This window comes from Massilia sp. MP_M2 (assembly GCF_039123635.1).
In the GTDB taxonomy this organism is placed as follows: Bacteria; Pseudomonadota; Gammaproteobacteria; order Burkholderiales; family Burkholderiaceae_D; genus Telluria.
Map to the genome: position 1 here is coordinate 125955 of NZ_JBCHJF010000003.1, position 20792 is coordinate 146746.

The following is a 20792-nucleotide window of genomic DNA, read 5'->3' on the forward strand; positions in this document are numbered from 1 at the left end:
GGTTCAGCGCGCGCTGGCCAGCGCGCTCATGGCACGGGAAATCTGGATCGCCGCCGGTCCCAGCAGGACCATCATCAGCGTCGGGAAAATGCAGAAGATCAGCGGGAACAGGAGCTTGAGACCAATACGCGCGGCGCATTCTTCGGCGATCATGCGCCGCTTGTGGCGCAGGTTGTCCGCATACACGCGCAGTGCATCACCCACGCTGGTGCCAAAGCGTTCGGACTGGATCAGCATGGCGACGAGGGTATCGACATCGTCGACGCCAGAGCGCAGCGCGAAGTTGCGCAACGCCTTTTCCTTGCTGAAGCCGGCGCGCATTTCCATCAGCACGATCTGCATCTCGTGCGCCAGCACCACGCTCTTGATATGGATTTCGGCGGCCACCTTGACCAATGCGCGCTCCAGGCTCAGGCCCGCCTCGACGCACACCGTCAACAGGTCGAGCGCATCGGGAATCGTCTCGAAGATCTCGCGCCGGCGCCGCTTGACGCGGCGCGCCAGCACGGCGTTGGGCAGGTAGTAGCCGAGCGCAGCCCCGCACAGCAGGATCATCAGCACCATGCGGCCCGACGTATCTCCCCGCAACAGCATCACGGGCGCCAATACGGCAGGGGCCAGCAGCGCCAGCGCGGTCTTGGCCGCGAAGTACAGCGTCGGCGCCGCCGGATTGCGCCAGCCGGCGTTCATGAAGCGGGTGCGCAGTGTCGATTTTTCCCAGCCTTCTTCGGGGATCGACAGGCGGGTAAGCGGCCGGGCAACGCTGGCGACACGCTCGATCCAGCGCAGGCGCGGCGCCTCGCCGACGCCCAACACCGCGCGCTGGCCGAGAAGACGGCGCAGGCGCTCGCGCAGGGCGACCGGCGCAAACAGGGCCAGTGCGACCCAGCACAGCGCGCAGACGACGACGAAAACAACCAGCAAAAATAACAGTTGCATGGTATTCATCGCGGCCTCACACGCGGATGCGGATGGTCTGGCGCAGCCACAGCACGCCAAAGATGATCATGCCCAGCCCGTACCACAGCAGCCGCTGGCCGCTCGCGTCGGTCCACAGCATGCTGACGTAATGCGGGCTGCTCAGCGTCATCACGCCCATCACGCCAAAGGGCAGCAGGCCCAGGATCCACGCCGACATGCGCCCTTCGGCCGACAGCACCCGCACTTGGGCCACGAGTTTCAGCCGGGCGCGGATGATGCCGCTGATATTGCCGAGGATTTCGGCCAGGTTGCCGCCCGAATCGCGCTGGATCAGTACCGCGATGACCAGGTAGCGCAGGTCGGTCAGCGGGATGCGCGCGGCCAGACCGTGCAACGCTTCGTTCATCGGTACACCGTAATTGATCTCTTCGCGCGCGGTGCGAAATTCGCCGGCCAGCGGCTCGGGCATTTCATTGCCGACGATCTGCAGCACGTTGATGAACGAATGTCCGGCGCGCAGTGCGCGCGCGATGAAGTCCGCCGCCTCTGGCAGCTGGTGCTCGATGCGGATCAGGCGCCGCCTGCGCATGCGCTGCAGCAGCCACCAGGGCAGGCTCAGGCTGGCCAGGCACAGCGCCAGGCGCGCCGGCAGCGGCAACGTCCAGACGGTGCACGCTACCAGGACCGTGATCACGCAGCCGAAGGTGGCGCCAATGAAGTGACTGACGGTCCAGGGTGCCCCGGCCTGCACCAGCAGCGCGTCGATGCGCTGGGCCAGGGCCGCCCGGTGCAGCAGCCGGTCCAGTGCAGGCCGGTGGCTGTAGGGGCGCTGCTTGAGGATCGAGATGCGTTCACCCGAGCGTGTCTGTGCGCCGCCGGACATGACCTGCAGGCGGCGTGCAATGCGGCGCGCCGCCGCGCCGCGCGTACTCATCCACCACAGGTAGAAGCCTTCGACCGCCAGGATGACGGCGGCGAACAGCACCACCACGAAACCGTAGAACAGGATGTCCATGACCGATCCTTCAATCAAACACGCGGTCGGGATCGAACGCGTCGTCCGGCACCGGGACCCCGAACAGCTTGAGGCGGTCGGCAAAGCGCGGCCGCACGCCGGTGGCGCTGAAGTGGCCGAGCACCCTGCCCTGCGGATCGACGCCGCGCTGTTCGAAGAAGAAGATCTCCTGCATCGAGATGACCTCGCCCTCCATGCCGGTGATCTCCTGCATGCTCACCAGCTTGCGCGTGCCATCGGTCAGGCGCGAGACCTGCAGCACCACCGTCACCGCCGAGACGATCTGCTGGCGGATCGCGCGCGGCGTCAGGTTCACGGCGGCCATGCTGACCATGTTTTCCAGGCGCGAGAGCGCATCGCGCGGCGTGTTCGAGTGGATCGTGGCGAGCGAGCCTTCGTGGCCCGTGTTCATCGCCTGCAGCATGTCGAGTGCCTCGGCGCCGCGCACCTCGCCCAGGATGATGCGGTCGGGCCGCATGCGCAGCGCGTTGCGCACCAGCGCGCGCTGCGTGACTTCGCCCTTGTCCTCGATATTCGGTGGACGCGTTTCAAGGCGCACGACGTGCGGCTGGCGCAGTTGCAGCTCTGCTGCGTCTTCGATCGTCACGACGCGTTCGCTGGCGGGAATGAACCCCGAGATCAGATTGAGCAAGGTGGTCTTGCCGCTACCGGTGCCGCCCGAGATCAGGATGTTGACCTTGGCCGTACCCAGGCTTTCGATCACCCGGATCATCGGCGGCGCCATGCTTTTGTATTCGAGCAGGTTCTGCACCGTCAGCGGGCTGCCGCCGAAGCGGCGGATCGACAGGATCGGCCCGTCGACGGCCAGCGGCGGGATGATGGCGTTTACGCGCGAGCCGTCCGGCAGGCGCGCATCGACCATCGGGCTCGATTCGTCGACCCGGCGCCCCACGCGCGAGACGATCTTCTCGATGATCTTCATCAAGTGGGCATTGTCGTGGAAGGTGACGTCGGTCAGTTCGAGCTTGCCGCGTCGCTCGACCCAGACCTTGCTAGCGGTATTGACGAGGATGTCCGAGATCGTCGGATCGGCCAGCAGCGGCTCGAGCGGGCCGAAGCCCAGCATCTCGTGCTGGATGTCGAGCACCAGGTGGTGGCGCTCGTGCTGGTTCAGCACGATGCGTTCGTCCTCGATGATGCGCTGGACCAGCAGCGCCAGCTCGTGCTTGAACTGTTCGGCGGTCAGGCGTTTCAGGCGCTCCAGGTCGATCCGGTCGAGGATCAGCTGGTGCATCAGCTTCTTGAGCTCCTGGTAGGCCTGGTTGGGAGCGTCGTGCGATTCGACGCCGCTCGGGCGCTCGGGGTCGGACAGCGCAAGGTGTTCGCGAAGGGACATCGATGGCTCCAGAGCGTGGTTCAAGCGGGGGAAATGAGTCAGTCGTCGTGAGCCTGGCGCCCGAACAGGCGCCCCAGCAGGCCACGGCTCTCGTGGATCCGCTGCGCGGTCACCAGTTCGACCAGGTCAGCCAGGCTGCGCGCGGCGGCGCTCGAGCGCGACAACTGCAGCACCGGCACGCCCTGGTTCACCGAATCGGTGACCGCGATGTAGTCGTTGGGGAAGGTGTGCACCACTTCGCAGCCCAGCGCCGCATGCAGGTCTTGCAGGCGCAGCTTGCCGCCCTTTTCGTAGCGGTTGACGATCAGGCGGATGTTATCGAGCACGTAGCCAAGCGAGCGGAAGATGTCGAGCAGGCGGCGCGCATCGCGGATGTCGGGCAGCGCCAGTTGCAGCAAGGGGTAAATCGTGTCGGTCACGTCCAGCGCGCGCAGCGACACCGCATCGATCTGGCGCCCGACGTCGAGCAGCACGTAGTCGTAGTGCTGGCGCGCCACGCGCAGGATGGTGTCGATGTGTTCGGGCTTGGCCTGCCGTTCGTGGGCCGGATCGTCGGCCGCCGCCAGCACGCCGAAGCCCGGCGTGACGTGCACCAGGCACGATTCGAGAAACGGCCCGTCGATGCGCGCGATCTGGGCGCACACGTCCGACATCGTCATGGCCGGTTTCTGGTCCGACACGTACAAGGCAGCGTCGCCGAACTGGCCGTGCAAGTCGATCAGCAGCACCTTCTTGCCCGCCAGCGTGGCGAGGGCGTAGCCAAAATTGGTCGAGATGAAGGTGGCGCCGCTGCCGCCCTTGCAGGCGATGAATGCCAGCACCTTCCCGTCGCGCATGGTCGACATACCGGCGGCGCTCGCGATCCGGTCCATCGCTTCGTGAAAGGCGCGGTGCACCAGCGGCAGCTGCAGCAGCTCGCGCACGCCGGCGCGCATCGCGGTGATCAACAGGTCGGGCTGGTGCTGGGTGGTCAACAGCATCAGTTGCGCCGTCGGATACTGGCGGCCCAGGCGCTCGAGCAGGTTGGCCTCGGACGGTTCGAGGTTGCTGGCATCCACGATCACGAGCTGCGGCGCGTCGGGATCGGGCCGGTCGAGCGCTTCGCGCAGGCCGGCGCGGGTCGCGCCAAGATGCAGGGGCGGCACCCGCGCGGCGCCCTGGGCGGCCAGTTCCGCGTACAGGTGACTGTCCCGGCTGATCAGGAGCGCTCTCATGAAGTCCTCGGTAAGGTAGGGCCGCGCGCTTATTGCGAACGGATCATGGGCGCCGGCTGGCCGGTGCCCGGGTGCGCGAACGAGCGCTCGTAGTTGTCGACGGCCGCGCGCGCTGCCCGGCCATCGAGCCCGGCGGCGGGGTTGCGGTTGGCGCCCGCGGCCGGGTCGATTGTCTGCGCGGCCAGGTTGGCGCGGGTCGCCGCGCCGAATTGGCTGTCCCATTGCGGCGTGGTCGAGATGCAGCCCTGCGCGCCGCAGGCAAGCAGCGCCAGCGCCGCCCAACGTGTGAATGTGGATGCCATCCTGCTCTCCTATTCCGGTTCGGGGCCGCCGGCAGCTTGCGCCGGTGCGGGTGGGACAGGCGCCGTGCCAACGACGGGCGCCCCTTCCAGGCGCCCGCCAAGCAGCACGCCGGCGCGCGACGGCGCGGTGAAACGGTCGGTCGGCAGACTCAGGCTGCCGGCCGGCAGCGGCTTGACCAGGCGCGCCGTGATCACGAAGACCAGTTCGGTGCGCTCCTGCTGGAAATCGGTGCTGCGAAACAGCGCGCCCAGCACCGGCACGTCGCCCAGTCCCGGCAAGCCTTTCAGGTTGGCGACCAGGTTGTTGCGCACCAGGCCACCGATGGCAAAGCTCTGGCCATCGTGCAGCTGCACCGTGGTGCTGGCGCGGCGCGTGGTCAACAGCGGCATGATCGCGGTGCCCGCAATGCCGGCGGCGCTGATGCCGATCCCTTCGCGCGAGAGCTCCGACACTTCGGGCGCGACCTTCAGGTTGATGAGTCCCCCGCCCAGCACGGTCGGCGTGAAACGCAGGCCGACGCCGAATTCCTTTTCTTCCAGCGTCACCTTGTTATTGTCTTGCGCCACCGGGATGAAAAACTTGCCACCGGCCAGAAACGCGCCTTCCTGGCCGCTGATCGCCAGCACGTTCGGTTCGGCCAGGATGCGCACCAGGCCATCGAGCTTGTCGGCGTCGATGCCGAAACGGTTGCCGTTGGTTTTCAGGCCGGCCAGGCCACCGCGCGCCAGGCCACTGAGAAAATCGGTGGCCAGCGTGGTGGTCCAGCTACCGGCCCCGAAGCTCAGGCGTACCCCGGTTTCAAGCCGCTCGAGCAGGGTGCGCGCGACTTCGGCCACCTTGACCTCGAGCTGCACCTGCTGGGGCGCGCTGACCGCCAGCAGGTTGATCACGCGGGCGCTGGCGCCGCCGGCTCCGGCAGCGCCGCCGCTGCCGCCGCCGCTGCCATTGCCGACCAGGATCACGCCGTCGGTCGCGTTGTCCTTGTCGGCCGCCGGCAATTGGCGCAGCGGGCGGCGTACATAGGCGCCAGCCAGTTCCACGGCGCGGCTGACCGCGGCAGCGTCGCTGACGGTACCGGTCAGCACCAGCGTGTCATTGGCGGCCAGCACCCGGATATCCTTCTCGTGCGGCATGGCCGCGCCCAGCATGGCCTGCAAGCTGCCCGGGTCCATCGCGACCGTGATATCGATCACGCTGCACAAGCCGCTGCGGCCCTGCACGATCATATTGGTGGTGCCGACGTCGACGGCGGCGATGTACAGCGTGTCCGGCGCGACCAGCATCGCCTGCACGATGGCCGGGTTGCCGACGCTGCGCCGGCGCACCGCTTCCGGCAGGCGCAGCATGGTGGACTTGCCCATCTGGAGCGCCATGGCGGCAGGACGCGCCGCGTCGCCCTGGCAGCCGGCATCCAGGCGCAGGTCAGGCCGCACTGCCGTGACGGGCGCTGCGGTTTTCTGGACGACCGGAGCCGCCAGGGCCAGGGCGCTCATACCTGTCAGCATGGCCGCCAGGCAGGCACGCAGTGCGATCGTGGGATGTCGGTGCATGATCGGTCCAGTCGAAGACATCAGAAGCATTCCTGCGAGGCGTGCAGGCCGTTGATGACACTGATGCAGTCCCGGTGCTGTGCTGGCAGCGGCGCCCTCACCTGCTGCACCCGCGGCCGTGGTGGTAGCGCTGCGCGCTGCACGACCGGCGCCGCGGGCGGCGCCGGCAGCAGGTTCTCTTTGGTGGCGCCGGTGGTGGCGGTGGCCGCGGGATCGATCTGGTTGCGCAGCGCCAGCGACAGCGTGCCGACGCTGCGCGCCAGGTCCAGCTTTTCGGCCTGTTCGGGCGTGACTTCGAGCGTGACGGCATTGACGACCTTGGGCTTGGTCTCGTCGCGGCCCACTTCCTGGGCCACCGCCAGCACCAGGATGCGCTCGAGGACGATCTTCGAGATGCTGCGCGCACGGGCCTCTGGCGCATTCGGATCGGGCACCGTCTCGGTGCTGACAATGATGTCGACATAGTTACCCGGCAGGGCGAAGCCGGCCACGCCGATCACGTCATTGACGCGCACCGTGATGGCGCGCTTGCCTTCGGTGATCAGGGCCGACAAGCCGCCCAGCGTGCCGGCCGGGGCCAGCTTGGCTTCGCTGACCGGTTCGCCGGCGAGCAGGCTGCTGCGCAGGACCCGGCCGTTCAGCGGCTGGGTGTCGGTGAACGCGCCTTTGGGCACGCTGGCAGTTGGCCAATCCACCACCGCAAACAGCGTCGGCTTCAGACGCTGGCCGATGTCGATGTCGCTGTTCGCGACAACGATCTTGCCGGCAGTGGGCACCGGGGCATTGAGCAGCCAGCGCGCGGCGAGCGCCACGGCCAGCAGGCCAAGCACCACGGCCAGCGCCATCATGATCACGGCTCGCTGGTTTTTCATGGTGCATCCCCTTCGCCGAACAGGCTGTACCAGGCGCGGGTCAGGCCATCCACGTCGCAGCACGGCGCCTGGCCGGTGAAGCCGGCGAAGTCGGCGATCCGACCCAGCAGTTCGTGCGGATAGGCAGCCAGCAGCGCGCGCCCGGTACGGCGGTGCAGGTGATCGATCAGGAACGCGATCGCGCTGTCATCGAGATCGATCCGGCGCAGCCGCGCCTGACGCCGCAGCAGTGTGCGATAACTATGCTCCGACAGCGGTCCGACCGGAATCCGGTAGCCGATGCGGCGCAGGCAGGCGTCGTCGAGCACCGACTCCGGCGCCAGGCTGGTGACCAGCACCAGGCTCACATCGAACGGCAAAACGTGCGTGGCGCCGCCCGGCACCGAGAGGTGGTCGTGGCCCGCTTCCAGCGCGCCGAGCCAGCGGTGCAGCAGCTCGCCCGGCGGCACGCGCTGGCGCCCCACATCGTCCACCACCAGCAAGCCGTTGTTGGCCAGGATGTGGGGCGGTGCGTGCAGTACGCCACTGCCCAGGTCACTGCGCAGCTCCAGCATGTCGCGCGCCAGCTCGGGACCCACGTGCACCAGCGGACGCTGGCTCAGGGCCCAGCGTGCATCGCCGCTACGGCGCTCTTCCAGCGCGCGCACGTGCAGCGGAAGAGGATGCAGCGCCAGGTCGTGCAGCCCGATGATTTCGTGGTTGACCAGCACTGCATACGGCACCGCGATCGGATCCTGGCGCAGGCGCGCCAGCTTGCACGCCAGTGTCGTCTTGCCGCTGCCGGACGGACCGTACAGCAGCAGCGGGCGGCCCGAATACAGGGCGGCACCGATCTGCTCCCGAATGGCCGGCGCCAGACCGTCGCCATCGAGCACTGCATCGAGCTCGGTACGCGTGACGCGCGCTGCATCCGGCTGGCGCTGCGACTGGCGCGTGACCACGGCGCGCCATGCGGCCAGCGTGACCGGCGCCGGGCCGACATAGCGCGATTCGGCCAGGTGTTCGGCAGCCGCGCGCTGGCCCAGGGCGGTCAACTGATAATGCACATCGAGGTCGCTGTCGCCCGAATACGCCACCTCGGCCTGCTGCGCACCCACCAGCGCCTGCAGCACTTCGCGCAGCACGCTGACCGACAGCAGCAGGCGCCCGGTCAACCTGGACAGCGGCGTCTTGCCGTCGGCATGCAGGGTCTTGATCACGAGTGCTGTCACCAGGCGCACATCGAGCCCCGTATCGCGCACCGTGCGCGGCTGGCGCGGCAGCACCGTGGCGACCTTGCCATCTGCGTCAAGACCCGGCGCGGACAGGGGCATTGATGCATCCGGTCCTGTCGGCGCGGCGGCTGATAACACTCCGATCATGACGTCTCCCGCTGCTGAAGTTGGTTCTGGGAAAATCTCAATTGATTCTAACGAGCATCTATTTGAGGCACTTGATGCCTGACAAGGGCGGACCCGGCGGTCAGGCAAGGTGCGGGCCGCCTTAGCGGCTGACCAGATGCACGATCGTCCCCGCTGCAATGGCCACGCCATACGGAATCGATCCGGCGCTGGGGCTACCACCGGAAGCTGGGCTCGGCAAGCGCTGCAAGCGCAGCAGGATGGGCAGCAACATGGCCCACAGATTGGCCAGGGCCAGCCGCAGCCGCCCTTTGACGATCAGAAAAACCAGCACCATCACCCCGCCTGCGCACCAGGCCAGGATCGCGATGCGCAGCACGTCGCCTGCACCGGTGAAGACACCCACGGCGGCCATCATCTTGACGTCGCCGGCGGCCATGCCGCGCAGCAGATAGAACGGCAGCAGCACGACCAGGCCGGTCGCGCAGCCGCCCAATGCGGATAGCAGCGCCGTCACTGGCTGGGGCGACAGCAGGTGCAGCAGCAGCGCGCCAAGTACGCCGGCGAGCAACAGCAAATTGGGAATGCGCCGACTTTCCAGGTCCTTGATCGCGGCGGCCGTAACGAGCAGCAGCAGCAGCGTGTCCAGATAGGGTGCGATATCCATGATCGGCTCCAGAAAAAATGCCCCCCGGGGCCGGACTGCGACCAGGGGGGCACGCGGATTACGCTGCGGCCGGGAGAGCGGCGCTCAACTGCTCCTGGATGTACTCGAACGTTTCCTTGATACCAGTACCGACCTCGCCAGCCACGGTGGCCATTGCGACGCCGATGAGTGCAGCGATCAGGCCATACTCGATGGCAGTCACACCGTTTTCGTCTGCGATGAAGGCTTTGATGGCGGAGGTAATCGTGCTCATGACAAAACTCCTTTAGTGGTTAAGAAAATACTGGCTGCGACCGGGCCCGGTCGCCCCTGCAATGAAACTTATGCCAGTAAGTTGACTATAGGCATTAGTGCCTCATGGCAATTTGAGGATGCGCAGTTTTCCACATGGAAATATTTTTGCTTGAGGAAAAATAAGGTTCACGCGCTGACCCGCCAGACCCCGGTAAAGCAGAAGAAAAATCGTGGAGAATAGTTGCCGCTAGTACAAAAAAGCATTATGCTACTTTGCTCGGTCGCTGAAAAATGCGGCACTTCCGGCCCCATTGCGCGTCATCCAACGCCATTTGCAGGGTCTTTTTTTTTCGTGCTTTGGCTGGGCTGATAACGACGACATGGATTCACTGCTGCGACACATGGTGGACTTGACCGGCCACCGCGATCACTCCATGCTGGACATTTCGGTGATCTCGGCGGTCCAGGAATTATCGGGCGCGAACCAGACCCGCGTACTGGGCATTTCGACCGTTGGCGGCCAGCAGTTCGTGCGTTTGCGTGCCTACATCCTTGCTGGCGGCGCGGCCTGCCCGGAAGAGCCGCAGGACAGCGGTCCCGGTGAGCCGCTTGCCACCTATCCTGAACTCGAAGCATGCCTGCGCCAGCACGCCACGCGCGCCGAAGGCATGGGCGCCGACGGCTTGCGCCGCCTGTGGCTGCCGATCTGGTTCGGCGAGCGGGCCGATACCTGCCTCGAGATCGCGCACGACACGCCATTCACGCCGGAAGCGCTGTACATGGTCAGCGGCATCGTCAGCGTGTACCGCAATTTTCAGAATCTGCTCGACTACAGCGAACGCGATTCGCTCACCGGGCTGCTCAACCGCAAAACCTTCGACGACCAGCTGGCGCGCATGCTGCATGCGACGGACGTCGACCCTGTCATGCCTGGCCTGGCCGAGCGGCGCGAGCAGCACGCGGCGGAGACGCAGTGGCTGGCCGTGGTCGATGTCGACCACTTCAAGACGGTCAACGACCGCTTCGGCCACCTGTATGGGGACGAGGTCCTGATCCTGATCGCCAACCTGCTGCAGTCGTCGTTCCGTACCCAGGACCGGGTGTTCCGCTTCGGCGGCGAAGAGTTCGTGGTGCTGCTGCGCTCGACGACGCTCGAGAACGCGCGCCGCATCATCGAGCGCTTTCGCCTCAATGTCGAAAGCCATCATTTCCCGCAGGTGGGACAAGTCACCGTCAGCATTGGCTTTACGGGCGTCAGAGCGGCCGATTCGCCGGTCGTCACGCTTGGCAACGCCGACCAGGCGCTGTATTTCGCCAAGGCCCACGGCCGCAACCGCGTCTGCCATTACGAAGCGCTGGTCGATGGCGGCCTGCTCCAGACCGTCACGACCAACGACACCGCCGAATTTTTCTGAGCACGCGTCGTGTGCGTTCAGGTCACCTGCATGAAGCGCAGCGGTTCGACCTGCCACTTCTCGGCCGACTCGTGACGCACGATCCGGTCGCCGCCACCAAAGCCCAGCGGCCGTGAGAGATCGACGGTCTCGGGCTTGATGTAACGCTGCTCCCGGGTATGGAAGAACACGTTGACCTTTGGCGTCAGCAGGCTCGTTTCGTGCGGCTCGACGACCACGCCCAGGCGGCCCGATTCCAGCAGCACCAGCGTGCCGACCGGGTAGATCCCGACGCAGCGCATGAATGCCTGGACCAGGGCGGGATCGAAGTGAAATTTGCTCCACTCATACAGCTTGCGCAGCGCTTCAGCCGGCGGCATCCCCTTGTGATAGCAGCGCTCCGACGTGATCGCGTCGTACACGTCGACGATGGCCGCCATTTGCGCCAGTTCGCTGATCGCGCCCCCGGCCTGAGCGTCCGGATAACCGCTGCCGTCGCACCGCTCGTGATGATGCAGCGTGATGTCGAGTGGAATCGCGCCGATGCCGGGCGTGCGCAGCAGGATGTCGTGGCCATCGCGCGGATGGCGCCTGATGATCTCGAACTCGGCGTCGGTCAGGCGTCCCACCTTGTGCAGAATCGCATCCGGCACCAGCGCCTTGCCGGTGTCATGCAGCAGGCCGCCGATGCCGGCCTCGTAGATGCGCTCGTCATCCAGATTGCGTGAGCGGCAGAATGCCACCAGCAGCGTGCACACGCTCACCGAGTGCAGGAACGTGTAATCATCCTTGTTCTTGATCTGCAAAAGGCCCAGCAAGGCGCCAGCATTGCGCAGGATCGATTCGGTGATGTTCTGCACGACGGGCCCGACTGCGTCGAACTCGACGGCCTTGCCCAGGCGCGCGTCCTGCATCACCGTGCGCACGACGCCCACTGCTTCGCGCCGCACCGTGGCAGCACGGCGTAACTCTTCGCTCACTGAAACCTTGATCCGGCTGCCCGTGCCTGCGCCGGCGGCCAGCGCCGTCACTTCGGCTTCGGTGGCCGCCTGTGTCTGCGCCAGGGTCGGCGCGTCCACATCCATGCCCCGGCTGCAATCGATCACGACGCCGTGGATACGCGCATCGAGAATCTTCCGGATTTCGGTCTCGGACGTCAGCAGAAACTGACTGCGCACGAACGGATGCTCCATCCAGCCACAATCGAGATCGTTGATGAACATGCCTACCCTGAGTTGTGACGCATCCACTTTTTTCAACATCTGACGTCTTCCCTCTGGCAACAAAGCGCGAGCGGTGCGCACGCGCTATGCATGAAGTGTACCAAATAATTGCATTTAATCACTTATTGTTATCTTTAGTAAACTGCATAACACCGGTTCATTTGTCTACGACTTGACGTTAACGTTAACGTCAGATACCTTACCAGCACCCCTCGTCCTCCTGCCTACAAGGACTGCCAGCCATGAACGACACAACTGCCGCCGCCGCATTGGCCGCTCCCGCCACCCCGCAACTGGCCAACAAGGTGCGCTTCGTCACCGCCGCTTCGCTGTTCGACGGCCACGATGCCTCGATCAACATCATGCGGCGCATCCTGCAGTCGAACGGGGCCGAGGTCATCCACCTGGGCCACAACCGCTCGGTCGACGATGTCGTCACGGCGGCGCTGGCCGAAGACGCGCAGGGCATCGCCATCTCGAGCTACCAGGGCGGCCACGTCGAATACTTCAAGTACATGATCGACCTGCTGCGCGAGCGCGGCGGTGCGCACATCAAGGTGTTCGGCGGCGGTGGCGGTGTGATCGTCGCGCACGAGATCGACGAACTGCATGCGTACGGCGTCACCCGCATCTTCAGCCCGGAAGACGGCCAGCGCATGGGTTTGGTCGGCATGATCCACGCGATGCTGCAAGCCTGCGACGTCGACCTGTCGCCGTATGCGCCAACCACGCTGGCGGCGCTGCAGCAGGGCGAGCTGGCCGCGCGCCACCGCCCGCTGGCGCAACTGATCACGGCCCTGGAAAACGACAAGGTCGACGCCGCGCTGCGCGCACAGATCATCGAACACGCCGCGACGCTGCGCGTGCCGACGCTGGGCATCACCGGTACCGGCGGCGCGGGCAAGTCGTCGCTCACCGATGAACTGATCCGCCGCATTCGCCTTGATCAGGACGACCGCCTGAACATCGCCGTGATCTCGATCGATCCATCGCGCCGCAAGTCCGGCGGTGCGCTGCTGGGCGACCGGATTCGCATGAATGCGATCAGTCCGTGGAACGGCCAGACGCGCGTCTTCATGCGCTCGCTGGCCACGCGCGACGCCGGCTCGGAAATCTCGCAGGCACTGCCCGACGTGATTGCCGCCTGCAAGGTGACCGGGTTCGACCTCGTGATCGTCGAGACATCCGGCATCGGCCAGGGCGACGCCGCCATCGTGCCGCACGTCGACACGTCGATGTACGTGATGACGCCGGAATTCGGCGCCGCTTCGCAGCTCGAGAAAATCGACATGCTCGATTTCGCCGACTTCATCGCCATCAACAAATTCGATCGCAAGGGCGCGCTCGATGCGCTGCGCGACGTGGCCAAGCAGTACCAGCGCAACCGGGAGTTGTGGAGCCAGAGCCCGGACCAGATGCCGGTGTTCGGCACCCAGGCCTCGCGCTTCAACGACGATGGCGTGACGGCCCTCTACCACGGCCTGCTACCCCGGCTCGCTGCGCTCGGCCTGCCGATCGATGCGGGCAGCCTGCCCGCGCCGGCGCTGCGCTACTCGAGCGGCAAGAACGTGATCGTGCCGCCGGCGCGCAGCCGCTACCTGGCCGAAATCGCCGACACCGTGCGCGGCTACCACCGCCACGTGGCGCGTCAGGTGAAGTTCGCGCGCGAGCGCCAGCAACTGGGCGAATCGAAACGCATGCTGCTGGCAGCTGGCCAGGGCGCCGCCGCGGGCGACGCACTCGACGGCCTTATGGCCGAGCGCGAGAACGCGATGGATGGCGAAGCGAAGAACCTCGTGGCGGCCTGGCCCGCGCTGCAGGCCGCGTACGCCGGCGACGACTACGTCACGCACGTGCGCGACAAGGAAATCCGCACGCGCCTCGTGACCAAAACCCTGTCGGGCAACCCGATCCGCAAGGTGGCACTGCCGCGCTTTGAAGACCATGGCGAAATCCTGCGCTTTTTGATGCTCGAGAACGTGCCGGGCGCGTTTCCCTATACGGCCGGCGTGTTCCCGTTCAAGCGCGAAGGCGAAGATCCGACCCGCATGTTCGCCGGCGAAGGCGACGCCTTCCGCACCAACAAGCGCTTCAAGCTCGTCTCGACCGGGATGGACGCCAAGCGCCTGTCGACCGCGTTCGATTCGGTCACGCTGTACGGCGCCGATCCGGCGCTGCGGCCCGATATCTACGGCAAGGTGGGCAACTCGGGCGTGTCGATTGCCACGCTGGACGACATGAAGGTGCTGTACGACGGCTTCGACCTGTGCAGCCCGTCGACGTCGGTGTCGATGACGATCAACGGCCCGGCGCCGACCATCCTGGCGATGTTCATGAATACGGCGATCGACCAGCAGATCGACAAGTTCACGCACGACAACGGCCGCCAGCCTACGCCGGACGAAAGCGAAAAAATCCGCGCCTGGGTGCTCACCAGCGTGCGCGGCACCGTGCAGGCCGACATCCTGAAGGAAGACCAGGGCCAGAACACCTGCATCTTCTCGACCGAGTTTTCGCTGAAGGTGATGGGCGACATCCAGGAATATTTCGTGCGCCACGGCGTGCGCAATTTCTACTCGGTGTCGATCTCGGGTTATCACATCGCCGAAGCGGGCGCCAACCCCATCTCGCAACTGGCGTTCACGCTGTCGAACGGCTTCACGTTCGTCGAAGCCTACCTGGCGCGCGGGATGCACATCGACGACTTCGCGCCGAACCTGTCGTTCTTCTTCTCGAACGGCATGGACCCGGAATACACGGTGCTCGGGCGTGTCGCACGGCGCCTGTGGGCAGTGGCCATGCGCGAGCGCTACGGCGCCAACGACCGCTCGCAAAAACTCAAGTACCACATCCAGACGTCGGGCCGCTCCCTGCACGCACAAGAGATCGACTTCAACGACATCCGCACCACGCTGCAGGCGCTGATCGCGATCTACGACAACTGCAACTCGCTGCACACCAATGCCTACGACGAAGCGATCACGACGCCCACCGACGAATCGGTGCGCCGTGCGCTGGCCATCCAGCTCATCATCAACCGCGAGTGGGGCCTGGCCAAGAACGAAAACCCGAATCAGGGCGCGTTCATCATGGACGAACTGACCGACCTGGTCGAAGAGCAGGTGCTGCAGGAATTCGAGCGCATCGCCGAACGCGGCGGCGTGCTGGGCGCGATGGAAACCGGCTACCAGCGCGGCAAGATCCAGGAAGAGTCGATGCTGTACGAGCACCAGAAGCACGACGGCACACTGCCGATCATCGGCGTCAATACTTTCCGCAATCCGAAGGGTTCGGGCGCACCGGCGACGATCGAACTGGCGCGCTCGACCGACGACGAAAAGCAGTCGCAGCTGCAGCGCCTGGACGCCTTCCACACGCGCCACGCCGATGCCGCGCCGGCCGCCCTGGCCGCACTGCGCCAGGCAGCGATCGACAACCAGAACGTGTTTGCGCACCTGATGGACGCCGTGCGCGTGTGCTCGCTGGGGCAGATCACGACGGCGCTGTTCGAAGTGGGTGGGCAGTATCGGCGCAATATGTAATCACGCTGTCTGCAAACGGCCTAGAATGACTTCGTGACCACCATAGTGACCACCACGGAGTCATTCATGCCGATCCAACCCGCACAGCTGGCCGCCCTGATGCGCGAAGTCGAACAGGAAGATCCGATCGACTTCGCCGACCTCCCCTTCCCCGAAGACGAACTGCGTGACCTCGTCGCCAATCACCTGTGCGAGATGGCGGCGGCGCTGGACAACTTCAGCCACGAAGATCGCTTGACGACACTGCTTGCCGTCTCGGCCAAGCTGGTGCTGGAAAACCTCGTGCTGCATGTGCAGCTATTGCGGCGGCATGGCTTGCCGGTGGGCGAGAATGTCGATGCCTTACTGCAACGGTTGCGCAAGGGTCCCGATAGCGAAAAATGACTGAATCAGGCGGCGCCCGCCGCTTCCCGCCTCGGTAACAATTGCTCTCACTTTTTTGCTGTTACCAGCGGCCGAAATTTGCAACAATCGCATCCGTTTGTACGTTGGCGCCGCTATTCCTTCAGGTATTATTTGTTGTTAAGGAATTTCGCTATCTGGCGAAACTACGAACTCCATTGCCTGAGGAATCCTACATGTCGCGCCACGCTACCAAGCTTACTCTCACCGCCCTGCTGTCCGGCGCCATCCTGGCCGCTGGCCTGTCCGGCTGCAACCGCACCCAGTCGACCGAGACGCTGCTGGCCGAAGCCACTGAATATCAGCAAAAAGGCGATATCAAGGCGGCGCTGATCCAGCTGAAGAATGCCGTGGCAAACAGCCCGGAAAATGGCGAGGCGCGCATGGCGCTGGGTACCCTGCAATTGTCGACCGGCGACGCCGTGTCGGCTGAGAAAGAATTCGGCCGCGCCCGTTCGCTGGGCATCCCGGCGGCGCGCGTGCTGCCGCTGCTTGGCCAGGCCTTGACGCAGCAAGGCAAGTTCAAGGAAGTGCTGACCGAGATCACGCCGGAAGCGGCCGTCGGCTCGGCGCCACTGCTGAGCCTGCGCGCCGACGCGCTGCTGGGCAGCGGCAAGCCGGAAGAAGCGCAGCAAGCCTACACCGCAGCACTGGCGGCCAATGCCAATTCGGGCGAGGCGCTGATGGGTATGGCGCGCATGGCCGCCGCCAAAGGCGACCGCGAAGCAGCACAGCGCTACGTCGAAGACGCTGTGGCCAAGGATCCGAAGAACCCGGAAGCCTACATGATGCGCGGCTCGATGCTGCGCATGATGAACAAGCCGGACGAAGCCCTGGCAGCGTATGACCAGGCGCTCAAGCTCAAGCCGGATCACCGCGGCGCCCATATCGAAAAAGCGTATGTCGAGATCGCCCGCGGCAAGTTCGATGCGGCCAAGATCGAAGTCGAGGCCGCCGAAAAGAATTCGCCGGGCAGCCTGCTGGTGGTGTACACCCGCGGCCTGTACGAGTTCTCGCAAGGTAAATACTCGGCAGCCAAAGACGCGCTGGCCAAGATCCTCAAGATCGCGCCCGATCACCAGCCGAGCATCCTGCTGGCCGGCGCATCCGAGCTGAACCTGGGCGGCACCCAGCAAGCCGAGCAGCATCTGCGCAAATACCTGCAAAGCAATCCGAACAATGTCTATGCGCGCAAGCTGCTGGCCCAGGCACAGCTGCGCAATTCGCAGCCTGCCGATGCCGCCGCAACCCTGGCACCAGCCCTGAAAGATGCGCCGCAGGATGCGCAGTTGCTGGCACTGGCAGGCGAGTCGTACATGCAGGTGCGCGACTTCGACAAGGCCAGCAGCTACCTCCAGCAAGCCGCCACGCTGGCGCCGCAAGCCGCTGCCGTGCGTACCTCGCTTGGGCTGTCGCGCCTGGCGCAGGGTGACCAGGCCCGTGGCCTGAGCGAACTTGAAGCGGCTGCCACGCTCGATCCGAAATCGATCCAGGCCACGATGGCCCTGGTGCAGACCGAGATGGGCATGAAGCGCTACGACCGGGCTGAGGCCGCCGTCGCGTCGCTCGAGAAGCAGCAGCCGGACAGCGCGCAGGTGCAGCAGCTCAAGGGTGCCGTGTACATGGTGCAAGGCAAGAATGCGCCAGCACGCACCGCGTTTGAGAAAGCCGTGCAGCTGCAGCCGACGTTCTTGCCGGCCGTGACCAACCTCGCGCGCCTGGACATGCAGGAGAAAAAGCCGGACGCTGCCAAGGCGCGTTTCACGGCCTTCCTCGAGAAGGACAAGAACAATGCCGACGCGATGGCGGCATTGGGTGAGCTGGCGCTGCTGCAGAAGAACACGGCCGAAGCCACCACCTGGTTCGAAAAAGCCAGCACGGCAAATCCGCAGGCAACGGCCCCGGCACTGAAGCTGGGCGCGCATTACCTGCGCACCGACCAGGCGCCAAAAGCACTGGCACTGGCCCGCAAGTTCCAGACCACGAACCCGACCGATGCCGGCGTGCTCGAACTGCTGGGCCAGTCGCAGGTCGCGAGCAAGGATCTGAACGGCGCACTCGACACCTACAGCAAGCTGGCCAACGTGCTGCCGAAATCGGCGCCGGCGCAGATTCGCCTGGCCGAAGTGCAGCGCCTGCTCAAGAACGACAGTGCAGCCGCCGGCCACATCAAACGCGCCGTCGACCTGCAGCCTGATTTCATGCCGGCGCGCCTGATGCAGGTGGATGCGGCAATGCGCGCCAAGCGCCCGGACGACGCGCTGGCAGCAGCGCGCCAGGCGCAACAGGCCGCGCCGAAAGCGCCGCTGGGCTTCGTGCTCGAGGGCGACATCCTGATGAGCCAGCAAAAGAGCGCACCAGCCCTGCTGGCGTATGAAAAAGCCGCAGCGCTGGCGCCGTCGTCGGAGCTGAACGCCAAGGTCGTGCAGGCGATGCAGGCGGGCGGCAAGGGCAAAGAGGCACTGGCGCGCGCCGAGAAATGGCTGGCCCAGAACCCGGCCGATGCACGCATGGCGTTGATGGCTTCCGAGATCAATATGGCGAGCAAGGATTACAAGGCGGCCATCACCCGTCTGGAATCGGTGCAAAAGACGGCGCCGGACAACCCGCTGGTGCTGAACAACCTGGCCTGGGCTTACCAGCAGGTGAAGGACCCGCGCGCGCTGGCAACCGCCGAGCAGGCATTCAAGGTCGCCAGCGACAATCCGGGCGTGATGGACACGCTGGGCTGGATGCTGGTTGAGCAGGGCAATGTCGCACGCGGCTTGCCGCTGTTGCAAAAGGCCAGCACCCAGGCGCCGAATGCCATGGAGATCCGTTATCACCTGGCGCAGGCGCTGAACAAGAGTGGCGACAAGGCCGGCGCCAAGCGTGAGCTCGATAAATTGCTGACAGCGAACGCGCCGTTCGCGCAAGCCGATGAGGCACGCGCGCTGCTCAAGACGCTGTAAAGTTGCACGCCGCCGCACGCTACCATTGCTCTTGCGGCGGCCTGATTGAACTTTGCGCACGGCATCCTGGCGATGGTATTTATTCATCCTATCGAACGCTCAATTTATTGATGTCGAGATAAGATGTCATGACATAAATAAGGATGTTTATCGTGAACGACGATTCATACGGAATCCGGCTTACCGATACTTCGGACGGTCGCAACTCGGCCAGCATGCTGATCAACAGGATGTACGCCTGGCGCGGCTATTCCGGCGATCACCAGCCGAGCAACGACCCCAATCGCATCACGCTGACCGCCACCGACAAGGGCGATGTGGTCGGCACTCTGAGCATCGGCATCGATTCGGAGGTCGGGCTGATGGCCGATGAAGTCTTCGGCGCCGAGCTCGATGCCCACCGCGCCAACGGCGCACGCCTGTGCGAGTTCACCAAATTTGCGTTCGACCCATCGGTACGCTCGAAAACCGCGCTGGCCAACGTGTTTCACCTGGCGGTCATCTACGCGCGCGACATGCATGGCTGCACCGACATCATCATCGAAGTCAACCCGCGCCACCGCCGCTTTTACGAGCGCATGCTGGGGTTTCGCAAAGAGGGCGAGCTCAAGATCAACACGCGCGTGGATGCGCCAGCCTACCTGCTGCGCGTGAACCTGAAATACGTTACCGAGCAGATCAGCATTTTTGGCGGCACCTTTGCGGCCGATGGTGAAACTGAAGAGCGCTCGTTCTACCCGTACTTCTTCTCGCCCCGCGAGGAACGCGGTATCATCAACCGCCTGCTGCGCATGGATGAGTCACATCCGGCGTAAGCGACTGCGCCGCCGGTACGCGCCCTGCCTTGCCTGCGGCGCCGACCAGCTTGTCCCTACTTTTTCGCAATGTCCCCGATGAGCAATCCGTTCCAGTACGAGCAGGCGTTTTCACGCAATATTGGCTGGGTCACGCCCGCCGAACAGCAGCAGTTGCGTGGCAAGCGCATTGCCATTGCGGGCGGCGGCGGCGTGGGCGGGGTGCACCTGCTGACGCTCGCCCGGCTGGGGGTCACGCATTTTCATATTGCCGACTTCGACACATTCGACATCCCCAACTTTAATCGCCAGGTCGGCGCGATGATGTCGACCGTCGGCCAGCCCAAGGCCGACGTGCTGGCGCGTATGGCGCGCGACATCAATCCCGACATCGACATCAAGATCTTCCCCGAAGGCGTCCATGCCGACAATCTGGATGCGTTCCTGACCGGCGTCGACCTGTACGTCGATGCGCTCGACTTCTTTGCGTTCGATGCGCGCCAGCAGACGTTTGCGGCCTGCGCACGGCTCGGCATCCCGGCCATCACTGCCGCGCCGCTGGGCATGGGCGCCGCCCTGCTCAACTTCATGCCGGGCAAGATGACGTTCGAGGAGTATTTTGGCTGGGGCGATTTGCCGGAGCAGGAAAAAGCGATCCGTTTCGTGGTCGGCCTGGCGCCAGCTGGTCTGCACCGCAATTACCTCATGGTGCCGGGGTCGGTGAACTTTGCCGAGCGGCGCGGCCCGTCGACCTTCATGGCCTGCCAGCTGTGCGCCGGCATCATCGCCACCGAGTCGCTCAAGATCCTGCTGGGGCGCGGCGACGTGCTGGCGGCGCCTTGGGGCATGCAGTTCGACGCCTACCGCAACAAGCTCAAGCGCACATGGCGGCCGGGCGGCAACCGGCATCCGATCCAGCGTCTGGCGATTGCCATTGGCCGGCGTCAATTCGCGCGCATGGCAGCTGCCGGCCGCTGAACGATTGGTGCGTCGGTTTATCGGCGCATCATGCC

At 65.1% G+C, this 20792-nt stretch carries 17 protein-coding genes; 6 read left to right on the forward strand and 11 right to left on the reverse strand.

From position 1 onward, the window contains the following. Positions 1 to 3: 3 nt before the first annotated feature. The 10 genes from RCH14_RS08300 to RCH14_RS08345 all read right to left on the reverse strand — a co-directional run bounded on the left by RCH14_RS08300 (position 4) and on the right by RCH14_RS08345 (position 9492). Positions 4 to 948 carry a type II secretion system F family protein gene (locus tag RCH14_RS08300; protein ID WP_343025665.1) on the reverse strand — a complete coding sequence of 315 codons (945 nt, stop codon included), beginning with the start codon at positions 946 to 948 and terminating at the stop codon, positions 4 to 6. A gap of 7 nt (positions 949 to 955) precedes the next feature. Further along, a complete protein-coding gene (locus tag RCH14_RS08305) occupies positions 956 to 1936 on the reverse strand; it encodes a type II secretion system F family protein (protein WP_343025666.1) in 981 nt (326 codons plus the stop codon). 10 nt (positions 1937 to 1946) lie between these two features. Further along, entirely contained in the window at positions 1947 to 3293 is a 1347-nt protein-coding gene (locus RCH14_RS08310) for a CpaF family protein (protein WP_343025667.1), read from the reverse strand. 38 nt (positions 3294 to 3331) lie between these two features. Further along, the gene (locus RCH14_RS08315) at positions 3332 to 4507 is read right to left on the reverse strand and encodes an AAA family ATPase (RefSeq protein ID WP_343025668.1); all 1176 of its coding nucleotides are present in this window, start codon (positions 4505 to 4507) and stop codon (positions 3332 to 3334) included. Positions 4508 to 4536: 29 nt separating this feature from the next. Next, positions 4537 to 4809, reverse strand: coding sequence for a hypothetical protein (locus RCH14_RS08320; RefSeq protein ID WP_343025669.1), 273 nt, complete (start codon positions 4807 to 4809; stop codon positions 4537 to 4539). 9 nt (positions 4810 to 4818) lie between these two features. Then, positions 4819 to 6360 (reverse strand): type II and III secretion system protein family protein, encoded by a 1542-nt coding sequence (locus tag RCH14_RS08325; protein WP_343025670.1) that lies wholly within the window; start codon positions 6358 to 6360, stop codon positions 4819 to 4821. Between the two features lie 20 nt (positions 6361 to 6380). After that, positions 6381 to 7232 carry a Flp pilus assembly protein CpaB gene (gene cpaB, locus RCH14_RS08330; RefSeq protein ID WP_343025671.1) on the reverse strand — a complete coding sequence of 284 codons (852 nt, stop codon included), beginning with the start codon at positions 7230 to 7232 and terminating at the stop codon, positions 6381 to 6383. Then, positions 7229 to 8545: an ATP-binding protein gene (locus RCH14_RS08335; RefSeq protein WP_343025672.1), complete on the reverse strand. Its 1317-nt coding sequence runs from the start codon at positions 8543 to 8545 to the stop codon at positions 7229 to 7231. The genes cpaB and RCH14_RS08335 overlap by 4 nt, the downstream gene beginning before the upstream one ends. 169 nt (positions 8546 to 8714) lie before the next feature. Next, complete coding sequence (locus RCH14_RS08340) at positions 8715 to 9239, reverse strand: prepilin peptidase (protein ID WP_343025673.1); 525 nt, start codon at positions 9237 to 9239, stop codon at positions 8715 to 8717. 58 nt (positions 9240 to 9297) lie between these two features. Then, positions 9298 to 9492 (reverse strand): Flp family type IVb pilin, encoded by a 195-nt coding sequence (locus tag RCH14_RS08345; RefSeq protein ID WP_343025674.1) that lies wholly within the window; start codon positions 9490 to 9492, stop codon positions 9298 to 9300. Between the two features lie 361 nt (positions 9493 to 9853). Between RCH14_RS08345 and RCH14_RS08350 the strand changes: the two genes are divergently transcribed. Beyond that, on the forward strand, positions 9854 to 10888 hold the full coding sequence (locus RCH14_RS08350) for a GGDEF domain-containing protein (RefSeq protein ID WP_343025675.1): 1035 nt from the start codon (positions 9854 to 9856) through the stop codon (positions 10886 to 10888). Positions 10889 to 10905: 17 nt separating this feature from the next. Here the strand turns inward: RCH14_RS08350 and RCH14_RS08355 are convergent, their stop codons facing one another. Next, entirely contained in the window at positions 10906 to 12129 is a 1224-nt protein-coding gene (locus RCH14_RS08355; RefSeq protein ID WP_343025676.1) for an HD-GYP domain-containing protein, read from the reverse strand. A 203-nt stretch (positions 12130 to 12332) separates the two neighbouring features. On the opposite strand from RCH14_RS08355, the gene icmF reads away from it, so the two are divergent. The 5 genes from icmF (at position 12333) to RCH14_RS08380 (ending at position 20757) form a co-directional block, all read left to right on the forward strand. After that, entirely contained in the window at positions 12333 to 15632 is a 3300-nt protein-coding gene (gene icmF / locus RCH14_RS08360) for a fused isobutyryl-CoA mutase/GTPase IcmF (protein ID WP_343025677.1), read from the forward strand. A 66-nt stretch (positions 15633 to 15698) separates the two neighbouring features. Continuing rightward, complete coding sequence (locus tag RCH14_RS08365) at positions 15699 to 16016, forward strand: hypothetical protein (protein WP_343025678.1); 318 nt, start codon at positions 15699 to 15701, stop codon at positions 16014 to 16016. A 194-nt stretch (positions 16017 to 16210) separates the two neighbouring features. Then, entirely contained in the window at positions 16211 to 18985 is a 2775-nt protein-coding gene (prsT, locus tag RCH14_RS08370) for an XrtA/PEP-CTERM system TPR-repeat protein PrsT (RefSeq protein WP_343025679.1), read from the forward strand. Positions 18986 to 19128: 143 nt separating this feature from the next. Next, a complete protein-coding gene (locus tag RCH14_RS08375; RefSeq protein ID WP_258837016.1) occupies positions 19129 to 19800 on the forward strand; it encodes a GNAT family N-acetyltransferase in 672 nt (223 codons plus the stop codon). A gap of 78 nt (positions 19801 to 19878) precedes the next feature. Continuing rightward, a complete protein-coding gene (locus RCH14_RS08380) occupies positions 19879 to 20757 on the forward strand; it encodes a ThiF family adenylyltransferase (protein WP_343025680.1) in 879 nt (292 codons plus the stop codon). The last annotated feature ends 35 nt before the right edge of the window (positions 20758 to 20792 follow it).